General features: G+C 57.0%; 21 protein-coding genes. 4 read left to right on the top strand and 17 right to left on the bottom strand.

Features of this window, described 5'->3' with window-relative positions:
- The first annotated feature begins 34 nt into the window (after positions 1–34).
- Complete coding sequence (gene rdgC, locus METAL_RS15775) at positions 35–943, top strand: recombination-associated protein RdgC (RefSeq protein ID WP_005373863.1); 909 nt, start codon at positions 35–37, stop codon at positions 941–943.
- 119 nt (positions 944–1,062) lie between these two features.
- Here rdgC and METAL_RS15780 read toward each other — a convergent pair whose 3' ends face one another.
- Both METAL_RS15780 and METAL_RS15785 read right to left on the bottom strand, forming a co-directional pair.
- Positions 1,063–1,341 carry an Lpp/OprI family alanine-zipper lipoprotein gene (locus METAL_RS15780; RefSeq protein ID WP_005373865.1) on the bottom strand — a complete coding sequence of 93 codons (279 nt, stop codon included), beginning with the start codon at positions 1,339–1,341 and terminating at the stop codon, positions 1,063–1,065.
- 83 nt (positions 1,342–1,424) lie between these two features.
- Positions 1,425–1,967, bottom strand: a complete 543-nt coding sequence (locus METAL_RS15785; RefSeq protein ID WP_005373867.1) for a L,D-transpeptidase family protein — start codon at positions 1,965–1,967, stop codon at positions 1,425–1,427.
- Positions 1,968–2,038: 71 nt separating this feature from the next.
- On the opposite strand from METAL_RS15785, the gene METAL_RS15790 reads away from it, so the two are divergent.
- Positions 2,039–3,673 carry an alpha-D-glucose phosphate-specific phosphoglucomutase gene (locus METAL_RS15790; RefSeq protein ID WP_031429783.1) on the top strand — a complete coding sequence of 545 codons (1,635 nt, stop codon included), beginning with the start codon at positions 2,039–2,041 and terminating at the stop codon, positions 3,671–3,673.
- Positions 3,674–3,733: 60 nt separating this feature from the next.
- Here METAL_RS15790 and METAL_RS15795 read toward each other — a convergent pair whose 3' ends face one another.
- Genes METAL_RS15795 through rluD form a run of 3 tightly spaced genes read right to left on the bottom strand, consistent with a single transcriptional unit; the run spans position 3,734 to position 6,231 of the window.
- Positions 3,734–4,558, bottom strand: a complete 825-nt coding sequence (locus METAL_RS15795; RefSeq protein ID WP_005373871.1) for a ZIP family metal transporter — start codon at positions 4,556–4,558, stop codon at positions 3,734–3,736.
- 4 nt (positions 4,559–4,562) lie between these two features.
- Positions 4,563–5,300, bottom strand: coding sequence for a peptidoglycan editing factor PgeF (pgeF, locus tag METAL_RS15800; RefSeq protein WP_005373873.1), 738 nt, complete (start codon positions 5,298–5,300; stop codon positions 4,563–4,565).
- Positions 5,287–6,231, bottom strand: a complete 945-nt coding sequence (rluD, locus tag METAL_RS15805) for a 23S rRNA pseudouridine(1911/1915/1917) synthase RluD (protein ID WP_031429784.1) — start codon at positions 6,229–6,231, stop codon at positions 5,287–5,289. Before rluD ends, pgeF begins: the two co-directional genes overlap by 14 nt.
- Positions 6,232–6,347: 116 nt before the next feature.
- Between rluD and METAL_RS15810 the strand changes: the two genes are divergently transcribed.
- Positions 6,348–7,190 (top strand): outer membrane protein assembly factor BamD, encoded by an 843-nt coding sequence (locus METAL_RS15810; protein ID WP_005373877.1) that lies wholly within the window; start codon positions 6,348–6,350, stop codon positions 7,188–7,190.
- 142 nt (positions 7,191–7,332) lie between these two features.
- Here the strand turns inward: METAL_RS15810 and METAL_RS15815 are convergent, their stop codons facing one another.
- The 6 genes from METAL_RS15815 to METAL_RS15840 all read right to left on the bottom strand — a co-directional run bounded on the left by METAL_RS15815 (position 7,333) and on the right by METAL_RS15840 (position 14,661).
- Positions 7,333–8,049, bottom strand: coding sequence for a PP2C family protein-serine/threonine phosphatase (locus METAL_RS15815; RefSeq protein WP_005373878.1), 717 nt, complete (start codon positions 8,047–8,049; stop codon positions 7,333–7,335).
- 1 nt (position 8,050) lies between these two features.
- Entirely contained in the window at positions 8,051–8,788 is a 738-nt protein-coding gene (locus tag METAL_RS15820) for a M48 family metallopeptidase (RefSeq protein ID WP_005373880.1), read from the bottom strand.
- Between the two features lie 4 nt (positions 8,789–8,792).
- On the bottom strand, positions 8,793–9,401 hold the full coding sequence (locus tag METAL_RS15825) for a hypothetical protein (RefSeq protein ID WP_005373882.1): 609 nt from the start codon (positions 9,399–9,401) through the stop codon (positions 8,793–8,795).
- Positions 9,402–10,628, bottom strand: coding sequence for a vWA domain-containing protein (locus METAL_RS15830; protein ID WP_157203362.1), 1,227 nt, complete (start codon positions 10,626–10,628; stop codon positions 9,402–9,404).
- A 71-nt stretch (positions 10,629–10,699) separates the two neighbouring features.
- Positions 10,700–12,379 carry a serine/threonine protein kinase gene (locus METAL_RS15835; protein ID WP_005373886.1) on the bottom strand — a complete coding sequence of 560 codons (1,680 nt, stop codon included), beginning with the start codon at positions 12,377–12,379 and terminating at the stop codon, positions 10,700–10,702.
- 2 nt (positions 12,380–12,381) lie between these two features.
- A complete protein-coding gene (locus tag METAL_RS15840) occupies positions 12,382–14,661 on the bottom strand; it encodes an FHA domain-containing protein (RefSeq protein WP_005373888.1) in 2,280 nt (759 codons plus the stop codon).
- Positions 14,662–15,631: 970 nt separating this feature from the next.
- Here METAL_RS15840 and METAL_RS21155 point away from each other — a divergent pair.
- Entirely contained in the window at positions 15,632–16,042 is a 411-nt protein-coding gene (locus METAL_RS21155) for a hypothetical protein (protein WP_157203363.1), read from the top strand.
- Positions 16,043–16,088: 46 nt separating this feature from the next.
- On the opposite strand, the gene METAL_RS20125 is transcribed toward METAL_RS21155, so the two are convergent.
- The 6 genes from METAL_RS20125 to METAL_RS15875 all read right to left on the bottom strand — a co-directional run bounded on the left by METAL_RS20125 (position 16,089) and on the right by METAL_RS15875 (position 23,589).
- On the bottom strand, positions 16,089–16,682 hold the full coding sequence (locus METAL_RS20125) for a class I SAM-dependent methyltransferase (protein ID WP_005373891.1): 594 nt from the start codon (positions 16,680–16,682) through the stop codon (positions 16,089–16,091).
- A 229-nt stretch (positions 16,683–16,911) separates the two neighbouring features.
- On the bottom strand, positions 16,912–17,628 hold the full coding sequence (phoU, locus tag METAL_RS15855; RefSeq protein WP_005373892.1) for a phosphate signaling complex protein PhoU: 717 nt from the start codon (positions 17,626–17,628) through the stop codon (positions 16,912–16,914).
- Positions 17,629–17,638: 10 nt separating this feature from the next.
- Entirely contained in the window at positions 17,639–18,481 is an 843-nt protein-coding gene (gene pstB, locus METAL_RS15860) for a phosphate ABC transporter ATP-binding protein PstB (protein ID WP_005373893.1), read from the bottom strand.
- A 5-nt stretch (positions 18,482–18,486) separates the two neighbouring features.
- Entirely contained in the window at positions 18,487–20,142 is a 1,656-nt protein-coding gene (pstA, locus tag METAL_RS15865; RefSeq protein ID WP_005373894.1) for a phosphate ABC transporter permease PstA, read from the bottom strand.
- Positions 20,139–22,415: an ABC transporter permease subunit gene (locus METAL_RS15870; protein ID WP_005373895.1), complete on the bottom strand. Its 2,277-nt coding sequence runs from the start codon at positions 22,413–22,415 to the stop codon at positions 20,139–20,141. The genes pstA and METAL_RS15870 overlap by 4 nt, the downstream gene beginning before the upstream one ends.
- 187 nt (positions 22,416–22,602) lie before the next feature.
- Positions 22,603–23,589 (bottom strand): PstS family phosphate ABC transporter substrate-binding protein, encoded by a 987-nt coding sequence (locus METAL_RS15875; RefSeq protein ID WP_005373897.1) that lies wholly within the window; start codon positions 23,587–23,589, stop codon positions 22,603–22,605.
- Positions 23,590–23,835: the final 246 nt, after the last annotated feature.

Here is a 23,835-nt window from a genome sequence, read left to right on the forward strand (position 1 = left end):
CGGCTCATCGTCATTATAGGATACCCTTCAAATCATGTGGTTCAAGAATCTGACTATTTTTCGCCTGACCGAAACCTTTACCTTGACTCCCGGCGAGCTGGAGCAAAAACTCCAAACGCTGCAATTCCGCTCTTGCGGACCGCATGAGGAATTCAGTTTCGGCTGGACGCAACCGGTCGGCAAATCCTCCGATCAACTGGTGCATGCCGCCAACGGCTTCATGATGTTGTGCGGCAAAAAAGAAGAAAAAGTCCTGCCGACGGCGGTAGTCAACGAGATGCTGCAGGAAAAAATTGGCGAGATCGAAGACCGCGAAGCACGCAAACTCTCCAAAAAAGAACGCACCACCTTGAAAGACGAACTGATCTTCGAACTGCTCCCGAAAGCCTTCCGTTTTTCCCGCAAGACCTATGCCTATATCGATCCCAAAGGCGGCTGGCTACTGATCGACTCCGCCTCCGCCAAAAGCGCCGAAGACTTGCTCAGCAGCCTGCGCAAATGTCTGGGCTCGTTGCCGGCGATCCCGCTAAACACGATAGATAAGCCGAGCGTCAACATGACGCAGTGGCTGCTGACGCAAGAGGCGCCTGAGGACCTGACGGTCGAAGACGAATGCGAGCTACGCGCGCTGGAAGAAGAAGGCGGCATCATCCGCTGCAAAAAGCACGACCTCAGCGCGCCGGAAATCAAAAACCACCTGGATACGGGCAAGCAGGCAATCAAACTGGCGGTAAACTGGGCCGGACGGATCGCCTTCGTGCTGGACGAACACCTGGCTTTGAAACGGCTGCGGTTTCTGGACATGGTGCAGGAGCAGGCGGCCGACATCGATACCGGCAGCGCTGCCGAACGCTTCGACGCGGATTTCACGATCATGACGGGGGAGCTGGCAGAACTGCTGCCGAGGCTGATTGCCTGGTTCGGCGGCGAAAACCGGGCCTGAAACAAATCGCCTGCCCGATCTTCAAGATCGGGCAGGATGGGCTTCCTTCAAAAAACGGCGGACATGAAAAAGCCCGGCAGCTTTCGCTGGCCGGGCTTTCATATGATCTAAGCCGGAGCTTATTTCATCATGGTTTTATGGAACAGTCTGTCCAGCTTGTCGTTGGTTGCTTGAGCAGCGTCGGCAGCGCGGTTAGCAGCGGCTTCAGCAGCGGCAGCGCGTGAAGATGCGTCGTTAGCCGCAGCCAGTGCGCTAGAAGCGTCAGAAGAAGCTTTTGCAACGTCTGTTTTCAAACCATCGATTTGGCCTTGCAGATTTTCGATGTCTCCGTTGGTGGCGCAGCCTACAACCAAGCTGGCAGCCAATGCGATCATTGATAATTTAACAAGCTTTTTCATTTTCTTTTCCTTTTAAAAAAAGTTACGACTACAAAAACAAATTAACCGGGAACATCGTATCATGAAATCAGTCTAATGTTAATCTATTTTATCTTCACCACCATCCCCGGTTCCACGTACCGACTCAAATGATCGATCTGCGTATTGGTCATGGCAATGCAGCCATGCGTCCAATTCATGCTGCGATGGATTTTCTCATCCGCCGCTCCGAGTCCATGTATCCCGATTTGTCCGCCTAAAGGCGTATTCTGCGGCGGAATCCGCCTGCTTTCGTTGGCCTCCACGATCCGCGCATAGGTCTCCTTGTTGACGATGCCCTTGATCAAGGCCGTTCTAGCATCTTGAATGTTCGGATAGGTCAACCCGAAGAACCGGCGAAAATTGCTTCGCTCCCCGACCCAGCCGATTCGATAATCGCCAAAAGGGGTAATATCGTCGCCACGATGGGTTTTATAGCCCGCGCCGCCTCGCCCGATTGCGATATTGTCGATCGTATCCACGGTCTGCTCACCTTTCTTGACTTCGATCTTCAACGCCTCGGTATCGACCAGCAGCCAAAAATCCTCGCCGGCTACCGCCGCGCCTGCAAAAAAAACGTTAAGCAGCCATAAACAAATTCGCAACATACTCTCTACACTCAACAGGAATTTTGGTGTATTTTAACCCTTCAGGTCACTCGCCGCATTTGGGATTCATCATGCAGATAAATACAATAACCACTCAACCCTATTCCGATCAAAATCCAGGAACATCCGGACTTAGAAAGAAAGTTAGAGTCTTTCAAGAGAAAGGTTACCTCGAAAATTTCGTCCAGTCAATTTTCGATTCGCTGGATGAAACCGCCGGCAAAACCCTGGTGCTTGGCGGCGATGGCCGTTATTTTAACCGGCAAGCGATCCAGACCATCATCAAGATGGCGGCGGCCAACGGCTTCTCCGAGCTCATTATAGGGCAAGGCGGCCTGTTGTCCACTCCCGCCGCTTCGCACATCATACGCAAGTGCGAAGCCTACGGCGGACTGATCCTATCGGCCAGCCACAATCCGGGCGGCCCCGACGACGATTTCGGAATCAAATACAATGTCGGCAACGGCGGACCGGCTCCCGAAAAATACACGAACGCATTTTATCAACGCAGCCTGACGATCGACAGCTACCGGATCGCCGAAATGGGCGACGTCGATCTCGACACGATCGGCAGTACGCAAATCGACCGTCTCAAGATCACGATTATCGATCCGGTCAGCGATTACGCGGAATTGATGCAGTCGATCTTCGACTTCAATCTGCTCAAGCAAAGCATCGGCTCCGGCTATATCACCCTGCGCTTCGATGCCATGCATGCGATTACCGGCCCCTACGCGAAACGGATTCTGGTCGATATGCTCGGCGCGCCGGAAGAGTCGGTGATCAACGCGACGCCTCTGGAAGATTTCGGCGGTCATCATCCCGACCCGAACCTCGCGCATGCGCACGAACTGGCCGAACTGATGTTCGGCCCGCATGCGCCGATCTTCGGCGCCGCGTCGGACGGCGACGGCGACCGCAACATGATCACCGGCAGTCAGATTTTTGTCACGCCGAGCGATAGCCTGGCCATTATGGCGGCGAATGCACGGCTGATTCCGGCCTATGCGAAAGGCTTGAGCGGCGTCGCGCGGTCGATGCCGACCAGTCAGGCGGTGGACCGGGTCGCGGCCGCCTACAAGCTGCCGTGTTTCGAAACCCCTACCGGCTGGAAATTTTTCGGCAACCTGCTCGACGCGGGCAAGATCACGCTGTGCGGCGAGGAAAGCTTCGGGACCGGCTCGGATCATGTCAGGGAAAAAGACGGGCTCTGGGCCGTGCTGTTCTGGCTGAACCTGATCGCGAGAAAACGCCAGCCGGTTGCGGACATCGTACACGAGCACTGGCAAAAATTCGGCCGCGACATTTACAGCCGGCACGATTACGAGGCGGTCGAAACCGAAATCGCAAACGGGATTGTCGAGCACCTGCGCAATCAATTGCCTACCCTGCCCGGCCAGACCTTCGGCGAGTTTACGGTCAAGTTCGCCGACGAATTCAGCTATGCCGATCCGGTCGACGACAGCGTCAGCAAGAACCAGGGCATCCGGGTGGGCTTCACGGACGGCTCGCGGATCGTATTCCGTCTGTCCGGCACCGGCACGGTCGGGGCGACGCTCCGGATCTATCTGGAAAAATTCGAAGCGGATCCCGCCAAACACGATCAGGACGCGCAGGAAGCATTGGCCGAACTGATCAAACTGGCGGAACAGTTTTGCGAGGTCAAAAAACGCACAGGCAGAACGGCGCCGAACGTGATTACTTAAAGGCAGGCCAAAGCAGCAAGGTAAAGGGCAAAACCGAAAACCCCTTGCCTTGCTTTTGTTTTAGCCCTCGAAACTGTGCGCAATGCCGTGCATCGCGCAAATCAGCAGCACGCCTGCCGCGATCAGCGCGATCTGTTCCAACGAATCTTTGAGTTCGGTTTTCCTGTGCAGGGTCGGTATCAGATCCGCCACCGCGACATAGATGAAGCTCGACGCCGCCAACGCCAGGATATAAGGCAGGATATGATCCAGGTCTTCGAGGCTGAAATAAGCCAGCATCCCTCCCAACACCGTCGCCAGGCTGGACAGGATGTTATAGGCCAGCGCTTTGCGCTTGGTATAACCGTTATGCAGTAAGATCGCGAAATCCCCGACTTCCTGCGGAATTTCGTGCGCCGCGACCGCCAGACTGGTCACCATGCCGAGTTTGGGATCGGTCAGAAAGGCCGCCGCGATCAGGATTCCGTCGACGAAGTTATGGATACTGTCGCCGACGATGATCAGTGCGCCGGCCGAATGCCGGTGCCCGTGGCTATGCAGGAGACTGCCGTGATCGTGATCTTGCGTTTCCTCGCCATGCGCCTCGCACGCATTGAAATGGCAATGGCGCCAGATCAAGAGCTTTTCAAGCACGAAGAAGATCAGGATCCCGGCCAGAATCGTAGCGGACAATCCGCGGAACTGCTCCGGCGCGACCTCTTCGAAAGCATGCGGAATCAGGCCCCAGAAAGAGACGGCCAGCAACGCACCGATCGCGAAGCTGATGCCGTGCGGCAGCACATGGTTCCGCAGCCGGTCCGGCAGCAAGAGAAACAACGCGGCCGCCAGCACGCTCAATACACCGCCGAGGGCCGTAAAAACGATGATCAACAACAATAAATTCACGCGTTCAATCTCTCCAGATCAATGTCGCCATGCGTCCGGTGACCGCATCCCGGCGGTAGGAAAAAAAACGGTCCGGTTCGGCGACCGTGCAAAACCGGCCGCCATAAATGCTTGTTACCCCGAGGGCATTCAGCTCGATGCGGGCGAGCCGATAAATATCGGCCAGCCATTTGCCTTCCGGTCGATGCGGCTTGAACGCTTCGGCAAAAGCCGGCGATTTTTGCACGAACACCGCGCGCACCTCTTCGCCCACTTCGAAACGTTCGGGACCGATCGCCGGCCCCAGCCAGATCAGTAGGTCTTTCCGGCCCAGCGCCGCCACCGCATTGCCGATAATGCCGTCGGCCAGCCCGCGCCAGCCCGCATGCACCGCGGCGACACGCTCGCCGTCAGCCGAACAGAGCAACAGCGGCAGGCAATCGGCGGTCATCACCGCGCACACCACGCCAGGCTCGTCGGTATATCCGGCATCGGCCTGCGGCACGCCTGCCACGGCCCCTGCCCTCACAATCTTATTGCCGTGGACCTGCTCCAGCCAGACCGGCTCGGACGGCAGCGCCAGCCTTTCGCGGATCAGCCGGCGATTCTGCAGGACCGCCTCCCGGTCGTCGCCGACATGCAGCGCGGGATTCAGGCTCGCATAAGGCCCGATGCTGAGTCCGCCGGTCCTGAGCGTCGTCGCGGCATGCACGCCGGCAGGCGCAGGCCATTCGGGAAACAAAAAATGTTCAGCGACGTTCATTCGCTTCCAGCGCCTCCAGCAAATGCGCCATGTCTTCCGGCAACGGATGCTCCCACTCCAGGTATTCATCGGTCACCGGATGCAACAAACCCAGTTTGGCCGCATGCAGCGCCTGGCGCTTGAAATTGCGCAGTTCCGCTTCGAGCCGTTCTCCACAGTCCGGCGGCATCTGAAAACGGCCGCCGTAAACCGGATCGCCGAGCAAAGGGTATCGAATATGCGCCATGTGCACCCGGATCTGGTGGGTCCGCCCGGTTTCGAGCATCACCTGAATAAAGGTATGATGCGCAAACCGATTCAGCACCCGATAATGCGTCACCGCATGTTTGCCGGCTTCCCTGACCGCGTAGCGCTTGCGGTCGGTCGGATGGCGGCCGATCGGCTCGTCGACCGTGCCGCCGGCGGTCATCCGGCCGCGCGTGATGGCGAGATACTCGCGGGTAATTTCGCGCTCCTGCAACTGCTGGGTCAGGCTATTATGCGCCTGCAGCGTTTTCGCGATCATCAACAGGCCGCTGGTTTCCTTGTCGATCCGGTGCACGATGCCCGCGCGCGGCAGCGTTTCGAGATGCGGATCGTGATGCAGCAGCGCATTCAGCAGGGTGCCGTCCCAGTTGCCGGCCGCCGGATGCACCACCAAGCCGGCCGGCTTGTTCACCACCAGCAAGCTCTCGTCCTCGTAAACGATGTCGAGCGGAATGTCCTGCGGCTCGGAATCGACCACGACCTCTTCTTCCGCCTCCAGCACGATCTCTTCGCCGCCTTCCAGCTTGTCTTTCGCTTTCAGCGCCCGACCGTTCACCGTCACCCTGCCTGATTTGACCCAAGCTTGCAGACGGGTTCTCGAATAGTCGGCGAACAATTCGGCCAATGCCTGATCCAGACGCATTCCCGCCAACTCATAGGGCACTACGGCCGTCAATCTTTCCATCGCAAATTCTTCTGATTCGTTCTGCGTTACGTTATACTCGTTCAGTTTTCGTGCCGGATCGGCTAACTGCCGATCCGGCACGAAAACCGATCATATTACTACGTGTCGATAGCACTATGCGATTAATTTTGTTAAAAAGTTTATTTATTGGCTGGCTTGCGTTCTCGCTGACCGGCTGCGAATCGCTAAAGAATTTCTCGTTCAGCAAGGATGCCGAAACGGAAGACGAATACAAAGACTGGAATGTCGAAAAATTCCGCCAGGAAGCGCAAACCGCCGTCGACGCCGGCAATTACGAAAAAGCGGTCAAAATCTACGAGGCGCTGGAAGCGCGCTACCCGTTCGGCGAAACCTCCGCGCAAACCCAGCTCGACGTTGCCTATGCCTATTACAAAAGCGGCGATTCCGACGCGGCACTCGCGGCGGCCGACCGCTTCATCAAGATCAATCCGCGCAATCCGAGCGTCGATTATGCCTATTACCTGAAAGGGCTCGTCAACTACAACCGCGGCTTCGGCTTCGTCGACCGCTTCCTGCCGACCGACTCCTCGCAGCGCGACATCAGCACCACCAAAGAAGCTTACGAAAATTTCTCGGAGCTGATCAATCGCTTCCCGAACAGCAAATATATTGCGGACGCCAAGCAGCGGATGACCGCGCTAAGAAACAACATGGCGATGCACGAAGTGCATATCGCCCGTTTTTATATCAAACGCCAGGCTTATGTCGCCGCCGTCAACCGGGCAGCTGAGGTGATCGAAAAATACCAGCGGACTCCGGCGGTGCCGTATGCGCTGGAAGCCCTGAAGGAGGCTTATACCAAACTGGACATGCCGGATCAGGCCGCCAATGTCGAGCGAATCTACCAGCTGAATTATCCCGACGGCCCTCCGGTCCCAGAACACAGCGAAGCGACTTTCTCGCACAGGGTGTGGGATTTTATCGGGTTGGAGAAATAGGGGTTTTGGTTGGCGGCATAGGGGAGAAACGTAAACTACTTCTCCGAAATAAACTACACCTTGACTCCAAACGTCCGGCAACGATGAAGCTGTTGCCCGGCCTACCGAACTGAAGATTTTCGCAACCGCCGGCAAAAGCTGTTCAATGCAAACCCAGCAACAATACCGTCACGTTATCGTTGCCGCCAGCGGCCAACGACGCTTCGACCAATCGGTCGGCCCGCGTTTGTAGGCCGCCGGCTTCCCCGAGAAGCGCGGCGATCTCCGCATCGGCAAGTTCACCGGTTAGTCCGTCCGAACACAGCAACAGTATATCGCCGTCATTTAACATGCCGGCCGCGAAATCGGGCCGAATGTCTTGTCCGTCGGCACCGCGCGTGCCGAGAGCCTGGCAGATCACGTTGTGATAGGGATGGCCGGCAATTTGGCTACGGTCGATCAAGCCGGCTTCCAGGAGGAGTTGTACATAGGAATGGTCCTTCGTCAATTGAGCAAGCGCTCCGTTCCATAAATAAACGCGACTGTCGCCAACCCAGGCGATTTGGTAAGCCATGTCTTCGATTTTTACTGCCGCCAGCGTCGAGCCCATCCCTTCACTGCCGACGCCGTCTTGTATCGCATGCATGATTGCCCGATGCGCCGCATCGACCGCTTGCGACAATGTGCCGCCGACTTTGACTGCACGAGCGATTTCCTGAATCGCGATCGCGCTGGCGACTTCGCCGGCCTCGTGGCCGCCCAGGCCATCGGCCACCGCCCATAAACCCCATGCCGGCCAGGCAAGATAGCTGTCTTCGTTCAGTTCGCGGACCCGTCCCGGGTGACTTGCTGCGCCGTATACGATTTTGCCTCGTGACATGCTATTCGGTTTCCAGGCTGCGTTTGACCGCAAAAAATTCGTTCGAGCTTACTGCTTTGGCCGGCGGAAAGCGAAGCACCGCCCGTTCGAGAAAGCGGACTCGCTCCGCATTCAAATAATGCAAAGGGCCGTTTGCCGGCAATCGCAGCGCCATGTCCAGCAAAGCGCGGGGATTGAAACCGGCCGACCAGAGCAACGACAAGGCGATGTCATCGGCCTCGCGTTCTTTGGACGGGTCAATCACCTGCGTCAATGAACCGACACCAATGCGGTTGGGTTCGGGTTCCGGGCGCGAAAACAGATCGAACAGACCGCCGGAACCGGTCGTCGTTTTGGGCGCGCAAAAATGGCCGGCCAATTCGTGGCCGAGTTCATGCGCCAATATCGCGGCCAGTTCCGATTCATTCAGAACGAAGCGAAGCGCGCCGTCAGTCACGAACGCGTAGCCGTTGCCGATCGAGAACGCATTCGGCGCCAGATTTCTGACCAGAGCAACCTTCCAGTGCATCAGCTCGGGACGTCCGCTGTCAGCAGCGAGCCTCGAAGCGAGGTTTTGCACATAGCGAGACGGATGATCGCTACTCGCGCGCAACGGCCACTCGTTGTAGATGCGCTGTAACGAGGCGTCGATTGCGGCCTGCTGCTCTGGGCAAGGAACGGCCGCCGCGGCGGAAGCGAAGACCGCTGCAGCGGCGGACAGCAGCAATCGAAGCGGAGCGCCGGTTCTGCGCACGGGCATCGCTTCAAGAACCGACGACAAATACGGTCGGACGGATATCATAACTGGTGCCGGCCTGCACTTTTTGCTCGACCACGTAAGTACCGGACGGCATCTTGGCGGGTATCTTGAAATCGACCTCGGAACTGCCGCCACCCAGAGGTCTGGAAACCGGCCGTTCGCTCAACGTCTTCAGGGTTTTACCATCATGTTTGAGTACCATCGATTCGGTCACGTTGACGCTCGGTGTGCCTTGCGGCGCCATTACCGAATAATCCATGCCGATTTTGACCGTGTCGCCGACATGCACCGTTTCCGGATAAGCGGTAGCTGTCCGAATCTTGACTTCGGTGCTGTTGACCGGTGCGGTGTAACCGTAAAGCCGTTGATCCTGCTCCACGGTCCGGGTTTGACTCGAATGGTAGTTGTACAGCGCCAGCCCGGCTAAGGCCATGCAGCCGGCGCCGGCTCCGGCGCCGGCCCCGGCGTTGTTGGTCAGGACCCCGGTCAAGGCGCCAACCGCACCGCAACCTAAAGCCGCAAGGCCGGCGGATTGCTCCATTGTCGCGCAGCCAGCCAGCAGGACGACCGAAGGGGCGAAAATGCCGATTTTGAGGTTAAGCGTCTTTTTCATTTATAGCTCCTTCGCATTTTGTGCTTGAGTGCCCTGAGGCGCCGGCGCAGCGGGAATTTGCGCTGGCGGAGCGGCCAGAGCTTCCGCCGGTTTTTCCATGTACGGGGCCATGCCTTCAGGCAACGCCGGGAAATAGCCGTCCAACACCTGTATTTGCTGCAACACTGCAGGTACCGGGGGCGGCTGTATCGCCTCCATCTTGGCGCTTTCGTAATAGAATTTTCCGCTGCCGGTAGGGTATTCGACGCCGACCTTGATCGCGTGCTCCTCGCCGTCGACCTCGACCACGGAACGGAAGGTCAACACGTAATCGCTTTGCAGGATATTTTGGATCCGCTCAACGGTTTTTTGCATTTCATCGATTGCCTCGCCGATCAAATAGTAAATGCCGAATGAATTCTTCGACAGCGATTCGAGGTTTTTAAAATGCTCGCGGCTTTTTTTCGAATAGGCGAGTGAATAAATCGGTACCGGAATGCCGAGCGCGGTGATGCGGCCGTTCAGTTCCTCGCGCGAAATGGCGCTACCTTCATCGTAGCCGTCCGAGAACACCACGATCGAGCAGGAAATGATGTAATTTTCTATGCCGGGCGTCACCGATCCTTGCGCGGACATCCCGCACATTTGCATCGCGGCCCCGATCGTATCGTAGATTCGGCTGCGATTGCCGTCCGGCACTACCTCGAAAAGACGCCGGCCAAGCGCGCCGGGGTCTCTTTCGAAATCGGAAACGATGTCATAGCCGGTTTTCGTGTCCCGAATCGATAAGATCGCGACTTCGTCCTGTGGACGCTTGCTGTCGATATAGCGGGTCGCGGCTTTTTGCGCGGCCAAGAATGGCGCGCCAGTCATCGACTTGCTCGCATCGAGGATCAAGACCGAGCGCGTTGCCTCCTGGCGTTGGCGGATCGAACCGATGTTATATTGACGCTTCATCGGATCGTAGGCCCTGCCTTTAACCATCAGACCGATGTTCATCGCGTTCAAATTGACCAAGGGGTTCTGTTCTTGATCGAAGGTGCGGAAATACACCTGGACATAGGGATACAAGCCCGAGTTGACCCGGTAAATCTTCAGGCCATAGCCGCCGGGATCCGAAAAACCCAGCGCGGACGCCGGCATCGATGCCAAGCTCGCCAACAGGGTGGCGAAACCCGTGAGCAGCAGCCTGCCTCGGGCAGTTTTGAACGATGAAATTAACGTCTTTTTTCGTAGCGCTTGTATCATGGCTATCCCCTCGTCATCGGTTGTCGTTGTTAAAAATTGCGGGTTGGTCTTTTCACTATAGACTGTTTTGATCATTTGACCCTGACACCACTACTGCTGAAATCGTCTAGCCAACTGTCATTATTGCCGCCGGAATTTCGTTTTGCCACCTGCCGTGTCGGTTCCTTGCGCTTGACCACCGGTTTGGGTTTGGGCGCTGCGGCGATGTTTTTCGGTGTACTTGCCTCTCGCGTCCTATACAAAGTGTTTTCGGCTTGCGAAGAGGGGCCGGGTATCGGTTTGATTGCTGGGCTTCCTCCTTTCTTTTTTAATTCCTCTTCGAAGGCGGCCGCGGCGCTACCCCCGGGAGTCGGTGTTGGCATAATCGCAGCAACGCTGGTAGACGGAGCGGGTACCGGGGTCGGGGTGGCCTTTTCGGGCTCGGCGGTCGGCTGCACCGCGACGGGTAATTGCGGCAATGGCGGGAGCAAGTCGAGGGTCTGACCAGGCGCTTGCGTCCCGGCGATTCGGGTGGATTCGTCTTTCGCGGCGGGCCACAAAAAATAGGCGATCGCCAACGTCGCGGCGAGGGCGAACGAAACGCCGGCCATCAGCCAGAGTGCTTTTCGATTCGAATCGGTTGCGATGTGGGCGGGGGGTATTGCGGCCGAAGGCGCCGATTTCGGCAAGGTTAACGAAACCGGCTCGCTCGGTAGTTTCAGGCTCGGCGGATGCAGCCCGGTCGCGCCGGTCCGCCGGCTGACCAGCACGGTACGGTCGGTGTATTGGGCGCTTTGCGTCGCAGGACCGGGCATACCGGGATCGATCGCGGCGAGGGTTTGGCCGAATTCCTGCATCGTTTGCTGACGCAGATTCACGTTCAGGTTCAACGCGCGCAGAATCGCCGCTTCCAGCAGCGGCGGCACGCCGGGCGCCAACTGCGACGGCGCGATCAGATCCTTACCGGCGACGCGCTCGTGCGCGGCGGGCGGATTCTGCCCGGTCAATAGCGCATAAAAGGTAGCGCTCAGCGCATAGATGTCCGATCGTTCGTCGGTGCCGGTGCCCATTGCCTGCTCGGGCGGACTGAAGCCGTGCGTCGCGGCGCGGCCGATCGTCCGGGTCATCGTCGACGGGGTCGATTCCTTCGCGATGCCGAAGTCGATCAACATGATACGGCCGTTTTCATCGAGCAGCACGTTGTCCGGCTTCAGGTCGCGGTGGATGATCGGAGGCTTTTGCGAATGCAAATAAATCAACACTTCGCACAACTGCCGCATCCACGGCAACAAAATGTCGAGCGGAATGCGCCCCGGATATTGCTTGCGCTCGCTGCTCAGTGTCTTGCTGCCGCCGAATTCGAGTACCAGATAAACCATGCCGTCCGCGACGCTGCGGTCGATGATGTCCGGGATCGATGGATGATTCAGACGGCTCAGCAAAGTGGTTTCGTACTCGTCGAACAACAGTTCCGGCACCTCTTTGATCGCCCGCCGTTTGGCGTTTAGGCGCAGGTCTTCGACCAGATAGGTGGCGCCGAAACCGCCCTTGCCGAGCACTGCGACAACCCGGTAGCGCTCGCCGATCGTGCTGCCGACCTCGCGCAGCCAGCCGAAGACGCCGCGAATCACGCCGTTCGCGGCGACGTCGAGATGCGCCATTTCGAGATTGCACTGGCTGCAACGGTAGTCGCGTTGCGCCAGGGCGACGAGAGGGTTTTCAGTACCGCAGCCGGGGCAGACGCGATTTTCCGGATTTTTATCGAGATTCATGGCTATTTCCTGCGATCCTTTAATTTGAGCCCGAGCACCGCGATCCCGATGAACACGATGCCGAGCAACGCAACCATGCCGAGGTCGGCGCCGAAAGTGCCGGAAATCGGCACGATCAGCTTGCCGGTGAAAGGATATTGCACGCTGCGGCTTTGCAAGCTCAACGTGGTTTTCATCGCATCGAGGGCCCAATAAGCGATCACACTCGTCTTTGCGACCCACAAGCCGCCATCGCTCAAAATCACCACCGCGTTCGACAGCACCACTTGCGGAATCAATAAAATCGGCGCAGTCGCGACTGCCTTGTCGTTCGAGTCGACGAAGGCGCTGACCGCAAGGCCCATGCAGGTGGCGGCCATCGCCGCCGAAAACAACACCGCGACGCGCGCGAAAAAGCCGCCGGGCAAGTCGACCATCAGCGAGACGATGCCGAACAGCAGTGCGCACTGGATCAGGCACAATGCGGCCAAAGGCAGCAGCTTGCTGGTCAAATAAGGCGTAATGCCCAAGTTGACCGAACGTTCGCGCAGATAAATCGGTAATTCCTTGACCAATTCCCGAGCCGAATTCAAGGTACCGAACCAGATCGCGGAAAGCACCAGGATGAAGAAGATCTTGCTCTCGGCTTCCGCGCGCTGCGCGGGCAAACCGTCGGTATTGAATACCAGCCCGATGATCACCGCGATTAGCGGCGCCTGCAAGAGCAGGATCAATAAATTTTTCTTGTCGGAAGCGATCAGGTCGAGATAACGCCGTATCAAGGTGCCGGTCTGCCGCCAGTCGAACCAACGGCGGTTTTTCGCCTCATTCGGGGGGATCGGCTGGGTGGCCGAATTCAGCGCGGACGCAGGCGATGTCATGCGCGCGAGTACGTAATTCTGATAATACGACGACTGCCGGAACTTGTCCGCCCACAGGTTTGCCGGGCTCGCTTCGAGTAATTCGTAGACATCGGACAGTTTCTGCACGCCGAAATAGGCCGCAGCTTCGCGCGGCGGGCCGAAATAGACCAGTTTGCCTTTGTGCAACAGCACGACAAGATGACAGACGTCGATGTTTTCGAGCGTGTGGGTGACGCAGACGACCGTCTTTTCATCGGCCGCGAGATCCGCGAACAGACGCATCATGCGTTTATCGGTGCCGGCGTCGAGGCCGCTGGTAACTTCGTCGAGAAACAGAATGTTCGGATTCGCGACCAGCTCGACGGCCAAGCTGACTCGCTTCAACTGGCCGCCGCTGAGCGGTGCCGGCGTATCGATCGGCAAGGCACTCTTTTCGCTCAATTCAACCTTGCTCAACACGCTGCCGATGTAGCCGCCGATTTCCCGATCCGAGGTATCCGGCGGCAGGCGCAAGCGGGCGGTATATTTCAGCGCGTTTTGAATCGTAATCTTCCGATGCACGATGTCCTGCTGCGGCACGTAGCCGATCGTGGCCCGAAACGCGTCGAAGGCGCCGTACAAATCGATGCCGTTGTAGAGCACCTTGCCGCTAGTGGCCGGGCGCCGGCCGTTCAATGCATCGAGCAAAGTCGATTTACCGGAGCCGCTGGTGCCGAAAAGTACGACGAACTCGCCCGGTTCTATCGCGAGACTAATGTCGTCGAGCAGGCGCTTTGACTGTTTGGTCGAGCGGTCGAAGACTTCCTTGCACAAACCTTGCACTTCGACCCGGACCCGACCGGAGGTGTCGATCGGCTCCAGTGCTTGTCCGGTAAACAGAAAACCGAACGAGGCGATCGAGACACGGTCGCCCTGCTTCAGGCGCAGGCGGCCTTCGATCTGTCGGCCATTCACGAAGGTGCCGTTGGTACTGTTGAGATCTTCGATTTCGACGCCGTTTGCGTCGCAATAGAGTCGTGCGTGTTCTCTCGACACCAAAGGCGAAGCGATTTCGAGATCGCATTCGGGAATCCGGCCTATCGTCAGCACGCCGGATTTTGGGGACGCAGGGGCTGCGAATGGCGAGGTCCCGGTAGGGTGATCTAGAAAATTGACTTGGAACAGCGTTGCGCCGAGCGCAAGCCAGTCGCCGTCGGAAAGTTTTGTTTTGCCGACGGCGGAATGGCCGTTGACCGTGATCCGAGCGTCCGCAAACGGGCTTACGAACAAGCCGTCGAGAGTAAACGACAGCCTGGCATGTTCCGCTTTGACGTCCTGGCCTTGCAAAGGCAGATCGCAAGCCGGATTGCTGCCTGCGACGTAGTCTTTCCCGTCGGTAAAAGTCGCCGTCGCGGACGACCGGGTAAAGGAACTGCGAAACTCTACGACGATCTGCGACATTGGGGCGCCTCGGCTTTACCGGTAACGGTCACGGAACAGGATTGTCCAAGCGAAACGATTCCGCCTGCGATTGTTGTTGAGTTCATGGCATGACCGACGGTAACCGTTCCGATTCGTGTTGATGTATTGCTTGCGAACGGGATTCGTAGGCACAAGCATGAAAATAGCGCGAAAATCGTAAACGAGAAAAAACCGCGCCACCGGCAAAACATCACCGTCTACCGGATAATACCGTTCTCCGCAAGGTTACGACGGCAACATGGAACGAAATTGTTCCCTCTATCATCAGAGGGAGTCCGCACAAAAGGCTTGATCAGGCCACCTCTGTAGATCGAGAGTGTTTTTCGAGCCTGTTCAATACTTTATGCGAAGGCGCGGATGACCGATAGTAGATGTTTCGCGATTCTAACACAACAGTCGCTAACGGCCAAAACATGAGTCGAGCAAAAGAGTGCGGCAATAGCTTGGCCGTTTGTTTCGAATCGACGGCTCAATGCTGGCGGTAACTTTTATGAGAAAATTTAATGGTATAAGGTTAATAAACTCTATCTATCCACATAGAAAATGGAAACAAGATCATGATAAAAAAACGTCGGGTATTCGACAGCAGCTTCAAATTGCAAGTGGTGCGCCTGATCAAAGACCAGTGAGTCACCGGCGCGTCTCCTCCAAAACCCGGCAGTTATTTTAAAAAGTATGTCCGGTTTAGTGTAGTGCATTGACATTGCTAAAAATTAGGGTTGCAGAAATCTTTAAATAGCCTACTTCACAGAGAAATCCTATAAATACAGGTCTAAATAGGAAACCTCTTACCCATGCCCTTATACATAAGCCCGTCATTCCGACAGGGATTGCCGGAATCCAGAAACCCAGGCGGGTGCGCTTTCGTACCTCCCTGCACGCGATATGAAAATGCTCTAAATTCCCGCCCGCTCAGATGGATGAGGCGGTTTCGCGCCAGTAAACCGCCATGCCAAACGAAGCGCCGGTGTGCCGTTTTGGTGGATTGCCTGACGGCGAATCCACCCTACAATTCATCCACCGTACGGGTTTGCGGGCGAGATGCGTAGGCACAAGCATAAAAGCCGCCGATGATTTTGAATTATCGATACGCGCCTTCCTGCACACGACGATGGCGAGAACTCCGGTCTTGGGTTATTTGCAATATATCGAAGGCGGAGCGAACACCCAGCGGGTTAGAAATCAGGATATTCAGCGCCATGTCCGCTATTTGCGCTGGAAATACGATCAGCGTATCCCCGAACGCTTTCTGGCTTTGGGGCTGAATGACTGGGTCTGGGTAGAGGAAGGCGGTTATTCCGACCTGGGCAGACCCAATCCGGAAATAGAACCGGTGGCATCCATCATCGTGAAGTTGTGATTTTTCACCGTCGGCGAACTGTTAAAGCTAACCCAAGGCTTTTCGATTACGCCAGGCTTGCCAGAAAATCTTGTTCGGAAATAAGATTCAGCCACTCGGTACGGTGCTTGGCGAAGTCGGCGTAAGTATAGGCGGGCGGCAATGCCAGCGGAGTTTGAGTGCCGCGCCGGACGATGCCGCAACCCCAGTCGGTATTGACTACGCACATGCTCAAATCGGGTCGGGAGGCGCGTAAATTGACGAAAGCCCGCCAGGTCGTGCCGTTCCACTGGCGGCAGCCGTTCTGCAAGGCTTCCTCATAGCTGCGTTGATGCCATTCCGTGGGTGGATCGCAGTCATGGACGATAATGGTTCCGTTCTCGGACAGATGCCGCAGGGCATTCTCGATATCGCGCTGCGCTTGCTCCTCCGTATGGAGGCCATCGACAAAAATCAAGTCGTAACGGATATGATCCGCCAGCATGCCGAAAAATTCATCGGAGGTGATACGGAATGTGGCGTTTACCGAGGCCGGGTCAACGCCATGCTTTGTCGGGCAGAGGGAGCTATTGAAAGCATCGCCGCCCTCTACGCCGATTTCCAGATAACGCTGATAACCGTGTTTTTTGATAAATAGATTGATAATGTCGAATCGGTACATAATCTGGCTCTTTAAATGAAAAAAACGGAAACAAATTTTACGTGAAATTCGTAGAGTGGAAAAACGGTTTGATTAAGCCGCGCGGTCGGGCACGCGCTTTTTGTGCCCGACATTTTCCATGCCTTGAAAGGTGACAGGGTTTCAGACCCGCGCAACATTCCGAAGCAGAATCGCCACATGATCGCCGGGCAACGATAAAGCGGTTGCCCGACCTATCAGGCTGTACGCCTCACCCCCCCTTGACTTTCTTCGCCATTTCTTCCCGGCTCAAATGGCGCACCGCCTCGCCCTTGACCATGTAGATCAGATGCTCGCAGATGTAGCAGGCATGGTCGCCGATCCGTTCCATCGCGCGCACGGTCCACAGCACGTTCAGCGTGCGGGTGATGTTGCGCGGGTCTTCCATCATGTGCGTGATCAACTGGCGGATGATGCTCGAATATTCGCGGTCGACGTTGTCGTCCAGGCCGGTAATCGCCGGAACGTCCTCGATGCTCATCCGCGCGAATGCGTCGAGTGCCCGGTGCAGCATGTCCTTGACCAGATTCGCCATGTGCTGGATCTCGTAATACTGATCGATTCGACCGTCGCTGTCGGCCGACTGGATCGCCAGTTTTGCGATCCGCTCGGCCAGATCACCGACGATTTCCAGTTCGTTGATCACCTTGATCACGGTCAGCAGCAAACGCAGATCGAACGCGGCCGGCTGCCGAAGCGCCAGGATCTGCGTACATTCGCGATCGATCTCGACTTCCAGCGCATCGACCTGATTGTCCTGCTTGATCACCAGCTCGGCCATTTCGATGTCGCCCGTCGAAAAGGACTGCATCGCCAGCTCCAGTTGCTGTTCGACGAGTCCGCCCATAGTCAGCACCTTGTTGCGGATGTCTTCGATTTCCTTGTTGAACTGGGCGGAGATATGCTGTCCGATCTTACTGTTTTCCATTGTCGGCTCCTTAACCATAACGGCCGGTGATGTAATCTTCTGTCTGCTGTTTTTTCGGATTCGTGAACAGTTCGCTGGTCGGGCCCATCTCGATCAGTTCGCCCATGTACATAAAGGCGGTGAGATCGGATACCCGCGCCGCCTGTTGCATGTTGTGCGTCACGATCACGATCGTGTATTGTTCTTTCAGCTCGTTGATCAATTCCTCGATTTTCAGGGTCGAGATCGGATCCAGCGCCGACGCCGGCTCGTCGAGCAGCAGCACCTCGGGCTCGATCGCAATCGCGCGCGCGATCACCAGACGCTGCTGCTGGCCGCCGGACATCCCGAGCGCATTGTCGTTCAGGCGATCCTTCATTTCATCCCAGAGCGCCGCGCCGCGCAACGCCTTTTCGACCGTTTCTTCGAGCGTTCTTTTATCGTTGATGCCCTGAATCCTGAGGCCGTAGGCAACGTTTTCGAAGATCGATTTCGGGAACGGGTTCGGCTTCTGGAACACCATCCCGACGCGCCGGCGCAACGCCGCGACATTCACCGACTTATCGTAGATGTTCTCGTTGTCCAGCAGGATCCGGCCTTCGATCCGGGCGCTGTCGACCAGATCGTTCATCCGGTTGATGCAGCGCAGCAGCGTCGATTTGCCGCAGCCGCTCGGGCCGATGTAGGCGGTTACCTTCTGTTTCTGAATGTCCATGTTGATGTGGTGCAGGGCCTGTTTTTCTCCGTAAAACAGGCTCAAATTGTCGACCCGGATGCAGACTTCGGAAAACCCGGTCTCGGCCTGGCCTTTCGTATCGCGCAGGATCGACTTCATGTCGATCGCATGGGTACGTGCTTGTTGTGCTGTTGTCATGATGATTAACCTTCAAGAGCTCGATATTTTTCCCTCAGATGATTGCGGATCAGGATCGCAGACAGATTGAGCCCGATAATCACCAGGACCAGCAGCAGCGATGTCGCATAGACCAAGGGACGCGCCGCCTCGACATTCGGGCTCTGGAAGCCCACGTCGTAGATATGAAAGCCGAGGTGCATGAATTTTCTTTCCAGATGCAAAAATGGGAAATTGCCGTCCAGAGGCAGCGACGGCGCCAGTTTGACCACGCCGACCAGCATCAGCGGCGCCACTTCGCCGGCCGCTCGCGCGACCGCCAGGATCAGGCCGGTCATCATTGCGGGACTTGCCATAGGCAGCACCGTCCGCCAAAGCGTTTCAAACTTGGTCGCGCCGAGCGCCAGACTGCCCTCGCGGATCGATTTGGGAATGCGCGCCAGACCTTCTTCGGTCGACACGATCACGACCGGCAGCGTCAACAGCGCCAGCGTGATCGACGCCCACATCAGGCCGGGGGTACCGAATACCGGCGCGGGCGAGGCTTCCGGATAAAACAGGCGGTCGATCTTGCCGCCCAGGATGTAAACGAAGAATCCAAGGCCGAACACGCCGTAAACGACGGAAGGCACCCCGGCCAGATTGTTCACCGCGATCCGGATCAGCCGGGTCGTGAAACCCTGTTTCGCGTATTCGCGCAGATACACCGCCGCGATCACGCCGAACGGCGTCACGATGATCGACATGACAATCACCATCAGAATGGTGCCGTAAATCGCCGGAAAAATGCCGCCTTCGGTGTTCGCCTCGCGCGGATCGTCGGCCAGAAACTCGGCGAACTTGGTGAAATAATGGCCGATTTTGCCGAATACGCTCATTTCGTTCGGCTGATAAACCCGGACGACCTTGGCCAGCGCGATCTCGTGTTCGCTGCCGTCGTCCGCGGCCGCGACGAAACTGTCCTTGCGGATGTCGCGATACCGCGCCACCAATTCGGTTTGGAATTTTTTATATTCTCCGTCCAAAACCGCTTTCTCGGCCGCGATACGCTGCTCCGAGGCCGCGTCCCAGCGCTTCTCCAACTCCAGTTTGCGCCGCTCCAGACGCAGCCGCTCCAGCCCGTAGTTGACCGCGCCGATTTCCTTTTTTTCGAGATGGGCAATCTTCTCGAAAATGTCCAGCGCCGCCTCCAGGCGTTCCTGCAGCACCGGCATCGCCCCCGGCCCTTCGGCGATTACCTTGCCTCCTTCCTTGACGGCGACCAGCCGGCCGTAGAAATTACCCCACTCCCGCCGTTCGACCGCGATCAGTTCGGGAGGCGTACTTTGCCGTTTGATCCGGCGTTCCTGGATCCAGCGGAAATCCGAACCGGATACATCGCGATTGCCGGTCTTGATTTGATACTGGACCAGCACGTCTTCGTCGTCGGTCATCGCAAAACCGGCCACTTGCGCCATCGCCGCCGGCGTGACGCTGGTATCGATCAGCTCGCCGATCACTTCATGCACTTGCCCGCCGTCTTCCTGGTAACTGAACTGCATCAGGCCGCCCGGCCAGAAATTGCCGATTCCGCGTACCAGGATCAATCCCAATACGCCCAGCACCATGATCAGGCAGGCGCTGACCGCCGAAGCCGTCAACCATACCCACGGATTGCCGCTTTTAAACCACGATTTGATCATAACGAACTGTATTTTTCACGTAGGCGCTGACGGATGATTTCGGCCAGCGTGTTGAAGATGAAGGTGAACAGGAACAGTACCAGCGCCGCCAGAAACAAGATCCGGTAATGCGTGCTGTCGACTTCGGCTTCCGGCATCTCGACCGCGATGTTGGCCGCCAGGGTCCTGAGCCCCTGAAATACGCTGAAGTCCATCACCGGCGTGTTGCCGGTCGCCATCAACACGATCATCGTCTCGCCGATCGCCCGGCCGAGTCCGATCATCACCGCCGAAAAAATGCCGGGGCTGGCGGTCAGCAGCACGACGCGGATGACCGTCTGCCACGGGGTCGCACCCAAGGCCAGGGAACCGACCGTCAAATGCTTCGGCACGCTGAACACCGCGTCTTCCGCAATCGAAAAAATGGTCGGCACCACCGCGAACCCCATCGCGATGCCGACGACCAGCGCGTTACGCTGGTCATAGCCGATCCCCCACTCGCGGCTGAACCAGTCGCGTAGCGAACCGCCGAACAGCGCCGCTTCCAGAGGCACACTGACCTGGAATGCGAACCAGCCGGTAAACAGCATCACCGGAATCAATAACGCGCCCTCCCAGCCTTCGGGAATTTTATGCCGGATCGCTTTCGGGACCCACTGCCAGCCCAGCGCAAACAGCAGCACGCCGACCGGCAGCAAGATCAGCGTCGAGAAGATGCCGGCGAGGTGCTTTTCGATGAAAGGCGCCAGCCATAAACCGGCCAGGAAACCCAAAATCACCGACGGCAGCGCCCCCATCAGCTCGATGGTCGGCTTGACCAGCTGACGCATGGCCGGCGCCATGAAATAAGCAGTGTAAATGGCGCCCAGCAAAGACAGCGGCATAGCGAACAGCATCGCGTAGAAGGCCGCCTTCAGTGTGCCGAAAACCAACGGCGTCATACTGTATTTCGGCTCGAAATCGTTCGCGGCCGAAGACGACTGCCAGATGTAATCGGGCTTCTGGTAGCTTTCATACCAGACTTTCCCCCAGATCGACCCGAACGAAACTTCCGGATGCTCGTTATGGACGCTCCAGAAATGGATTTGGCCGTCTTCGTCCTGCATCAGCAAGGCGTTCGCGCGCGGCGACAACGCTGCCGCTACCGGATGCGCCGCAAGCGGTTCTTCCAGCAGGCGCCTTTCCGCGGTGGAATTGAAAAGCCCCATTTTCCCGCCGGCATCGAAGGTCATGAAGCCCTTGCGCCGCTGCTCGGAATCGATCGTAACGACAGGCCGGTCGGAAACCTTGAAGACCCTGAGCTTTTTCAGCACCACATTGTTCAATTCGTCCTTGCCTTTGCTCCACTGCGTAACCTGTCCAGAGGAATCGCCGACCAGCAGCGACAGATCGCCGTTCAGTAAAGCCAGGCTGGTAATCGCAAGCCCCGTTTCGACCACGTTCTGGCGCTGCCTGAGCACCGGCGCATTTTTATCCGCAATATCGAAAAAACCGACACTGCCGTCGCTGCCGGCCAGAAACAGATTTTCTCCGTTCTTGTCGATCAATATTTGCGCGATATTTTCGGCCGGCGTATCCAGTACCGCATCGGTACGCTGAACCGCCGACTCTTCGGCGAACAACGACCGCTCTTTTTCGAAACTGACCAAACGAATCTTGCCGCCGGTTTTCGCCACAATCACCGTCGCATCGTCTTCCCATTTGACGGCGACCTTATCGAGCGGCGCTCCTTCCTCGCCGATCATCAGCGGCGCCTCTCCGAGCGGATAACCGAGTTCCGGCGCTATCTTGCGCACATCCTTGTCATAGGTCACCTTGTAGTGGTTCCTGACCACGATAACGCCGCCATTCGAAAGCCCGTAAGCGAACACGCCCCCATTCACCGGACGGCCCGGGGTGAAACTGGTGACCGAAACGCCTTCGGGAAGCGCAATCGCCTGCGTCAGTACCGGTTTGCCGGTCGCCGCTTCGAAAAATACCACACGGCCGCTGTCCGTGAAACGGGCCGCCAACTCGTTTTGCTCCTCGATGTCGAGGTACAGCGTCCTGCCGAGCGACGGTTCAGGCGCCGCATACCGGTTCACCGGCGAGGCCGAAGCGCCGGTAAAGAGCGGATAAACCACATACACCAGGTAAAAGAAAATCAGAATGATCGCGGCCAGGATGCCGAGCCCCCCGACGATGACGCCATAACGGGCCAGGGCATCCTTGATCAAACGCCACCTATGATAATAACCGGCGGCCGATTGCTGGATAGAGCCAGACGCGTTCCTAAAGCTGTAAGTTTCAGACATGCGTAGATGCTAGCTTTCAAAAGTGACAATGATATAACAATCCCGAAAAAAAACGGCCAAGATACATCGAGTCAATCTTGGCCGTTTACATGAGCAATGTCGTGAAGGTAAGCACCGGCAACTTTGCCGCTATTTACCGACTTTTGCCCTTACCCTGAACAGGAGGAGATAAGACTGTGGAAATCCGTTATTTATCGAGCGCTTCCAGATACTTTTCGACGACCTTGACAGGCAGCGGAATATAGCCGTCCTTGATCACGACTTCCTGTCCTTCCTTCGACAGCACCATCCTCATGAATTCTTTTTCAAGAGGCGGCAGCGGCTGGTTAGGCTTTTTGTTCACGTAGATGAACAAATAGCGGGTCAACGGATAAGTGCCTTTGAGCGCATTTTCGGGCGTCGCTTCGACATAGTCGGTGCCGCCTTTTTTCGCCAGCGGCACCATTCTGACGCCGGAAGTCGAATAGCCCATACCGGAATAACCGATGCCGTTGGTCGAAGAAGTGACCGACTGCACGACCGAAGCCGAACCCGGCTGCTCGTTCACGTTGCTCTTGAAATCGCCTTTGCAGAGCGCGTGTTCCTTGAAATAACCGTAGGTGCCGGAAACCGAGTTGCGTCCGTACAACTGAATGCTTTTCGCGCCCCACGCAGGCACGCCGGCGTCGCCCCAGGTTTCGATTCCTTTATTGGCGCCGCATTTCAGCGTCGTGGAGAAGATCGCATCGACCTGATCCATCGACAGGCCCTTGATCGGATTGTCCTTGTTCACCAACACGGCCAACGCGTCGACCGCCACCGGAACCGCGGTCGGCTTATAGCCGTATTTGTCTTCGAAAGCCTCGATTTCATCGTCCTTCATTTCCCGGCTCATCGGCCCCAGGTTCGAGGTGCCTTCGGTCAACGCCGGCGGCGCGGTCGAAGAACCCGCGGCCTGAATCTGAATGTTCACGTTGGGGTAAAAACGGTTGAAGGTCTCGGCCCACAGCGTCATCAGGTTGGCCAAGGTATCGGAGCCGACGCTGGACAGGTTGCCCGAAATCCCGCTGGCGGTCTGATAGGAAGGCAAATCCGGATCGACCGCCAGTTTGGCAGCCGCCTGGCTGCCGAATGGGGCGAACGACGCCGCGCCCAAAGCCAAGGCCAGCGATGTTTTCTTAAAAAACAATTTCATATCGACTCTCAATGATAGGGATAGGTAGACAGGTTCGTGTTCTGGCGCATAGGTTAGACATCGAATGTGACAGAATGATGACAGCCGTAAGCTTTTCCGCGCAAGATCATGCCACAGGGCCTAGTTTAGCCGACGTCGTGCATAAATAGCCGTTCAAGATGCGATACCGCTTTCGATTCCTGCCGCATGCCCTCCCAAAGCCGGTGGATTCGCAGCCTTCCGTCAGAGTAAAATAACCTCTTGGTA

Origin of the sequence: Methylomicrobium album BG8, assembly GCF_000214275.2 — a bacterium.
In the GTDB taxonomy this organism is placed as follows: Bacteria; Pseudomonadota; Gammaproteobacteria; order Methylococcales; family Methylomonadaceae; genus Methylomicrobium; species Methylomicrobium agile.

What these genes read in the sequence shown, in the direction of transcription:
- METAL_RS15870 (WP_005373895.1), bottom strand. Translation starts at nt 22,415, where the DNA reads ATGTCTGAAACTTACAGCTTTAGGAACGCGTCTGGCTCTATCCAGCAA.
- METAL_RS20125 (WP_005373891.1), bottom strand. Translation starts at nt 16,682, where the DNA reads ATGTACCGATTCGACATTATCAATCTATTTATCAAAAAACACGGTTAT.
- pstA (WP_005373894.1), bottom strand. Translation starts at nt 20,142, where the DNA reads ATGATCAAATCGTGGTTTAAAAGCGGCAATCCGTGGGTATGGTTGACG.
- METAL_RS15790 (WP_031429783.1), top strand. Translation starts at nt 2,039, where the DNA reads ATGCAGATAAATACAATAACCACTCAACCCTATTCCGATCAAAATCCA.
- rluD (WP_031429784.1), bottom strand. Translation starts at nt 6,231, where the DNA reads ATGGAAAGATTGACGGCCGTAGTGCCCTATGAGTTGGCGGGAATGCGT.
- METAL_RS15835 (WP_005373886.1), bottom strand. Translation starts at nt 12,379, where the DNA reads ATGAATCTCGATAAAAATCCGGAAAATCGCGTCTGCCCCGGCTGCGGT.
- METAL_RS15820 (WP_005373880.1), bottom strand. Translation starts at nt 8,788, where the DNA reads ATGCCCGTGCGCAGAACCGGCGCTCCGCTTCGATTGCTGCTGTCCGCC.
- METAL_RS21155 (WP_157203363.1), top strand. Translation starts at nt 15,632, where the DNA reads ATGCCAAACGAAGCGCCGGTGTGCCGTTTTGGTGGATTGCCTGACGGC.
- METAL_RS15810 (WP_005373877.1), top strand. Translation starts at nt 6,348, where the DNA reads ATGCGATTAATTTTGTTAAAAAGTTTATTTATTGGCTGGCTTGCGTTC.
- pgeF (WP_005373873.1), bottom strand. Translation starts at nt 5,300, where the DNA reads ATGAACGTCGCTGAACATTTTTTGTTTCCCGAATGGCCTGCGCCTGCC.
- METAL_RS15875 (WP_005373897.1), bottom strand. Translation starts at nt 23,589, where the DNA reads ATGAAATTGTTTTTTAAGAAAACATCGCTGGCCTTGGCTTTGGGCGCG.
- METAL_RS15825 (WP_005373882.1), bottom strand. Translation starts at nt 9,401, where the DNA reads ATGAAAAAGACGCTTAACCTCAAAATCGGCATTTTCGCCCCTTCGGTC.
- phoU (WP_005373892.1), bottom strand. Translation starts at nt 17,628, where the DNA reads ATGGAAAACAGTAAGATCGGACAGCATATCTCCGCCCAGTTCAACAAG.
- pstB (WP_005373893.1), bottom strand. Translation starts at nt 18,481, where the DNA reads ATGACAACAGCACAACAAGCACGTACCCATGCGATCGACATGAAGTCG.
- METAL_RS15785 (WP_005373867.1), bottom strand. Translation starts at nt 1,967, where the DNA reads ATGTTGCGAATTTGTTTATGGCTGCTTAACGTTTTTTTTGCAGGCGCG.
- METAL_RS15780 (WP_005373865.1), bottom strand. Translation starts at nt 1,341, where the DNA reads ATGAAAAAGCTTGTTAAATTATCAATGATCGCATTGGCTGCCAGCTTG.
- METAL_RS15815 (WP_005373878.1), bottom strand. Translation starts at nt 8,049, where the DNA reads ATGTCACGAGGCAAAATCGTATACGGCGCAGCAAGTCACCCGGGACGG.
- METAL_RS15830 (WP_157203362.1), bottom strand. Translation starts at nt 10,628, where the DNA reads ATGATACAAGCGCTACGAAAAAAGACGTTAATTTCATCGTTCAAAACT.
- rdgC (WP_005373863.1), top strand. Translation starts at nt 35, where the DNA reads ATGTGGTTCAAGAATCTGACTATTTTTCGCCTGACCGAAACCTTTACC.
- METAL_RS15840 (WP_005373888.1), bottom strand. Translation starts at nt 14,661, where the DNA reads ATGTCGCAGATCGTCGTAGAGTTTCGCAGTTCCTTTACCCGGTCGTCC.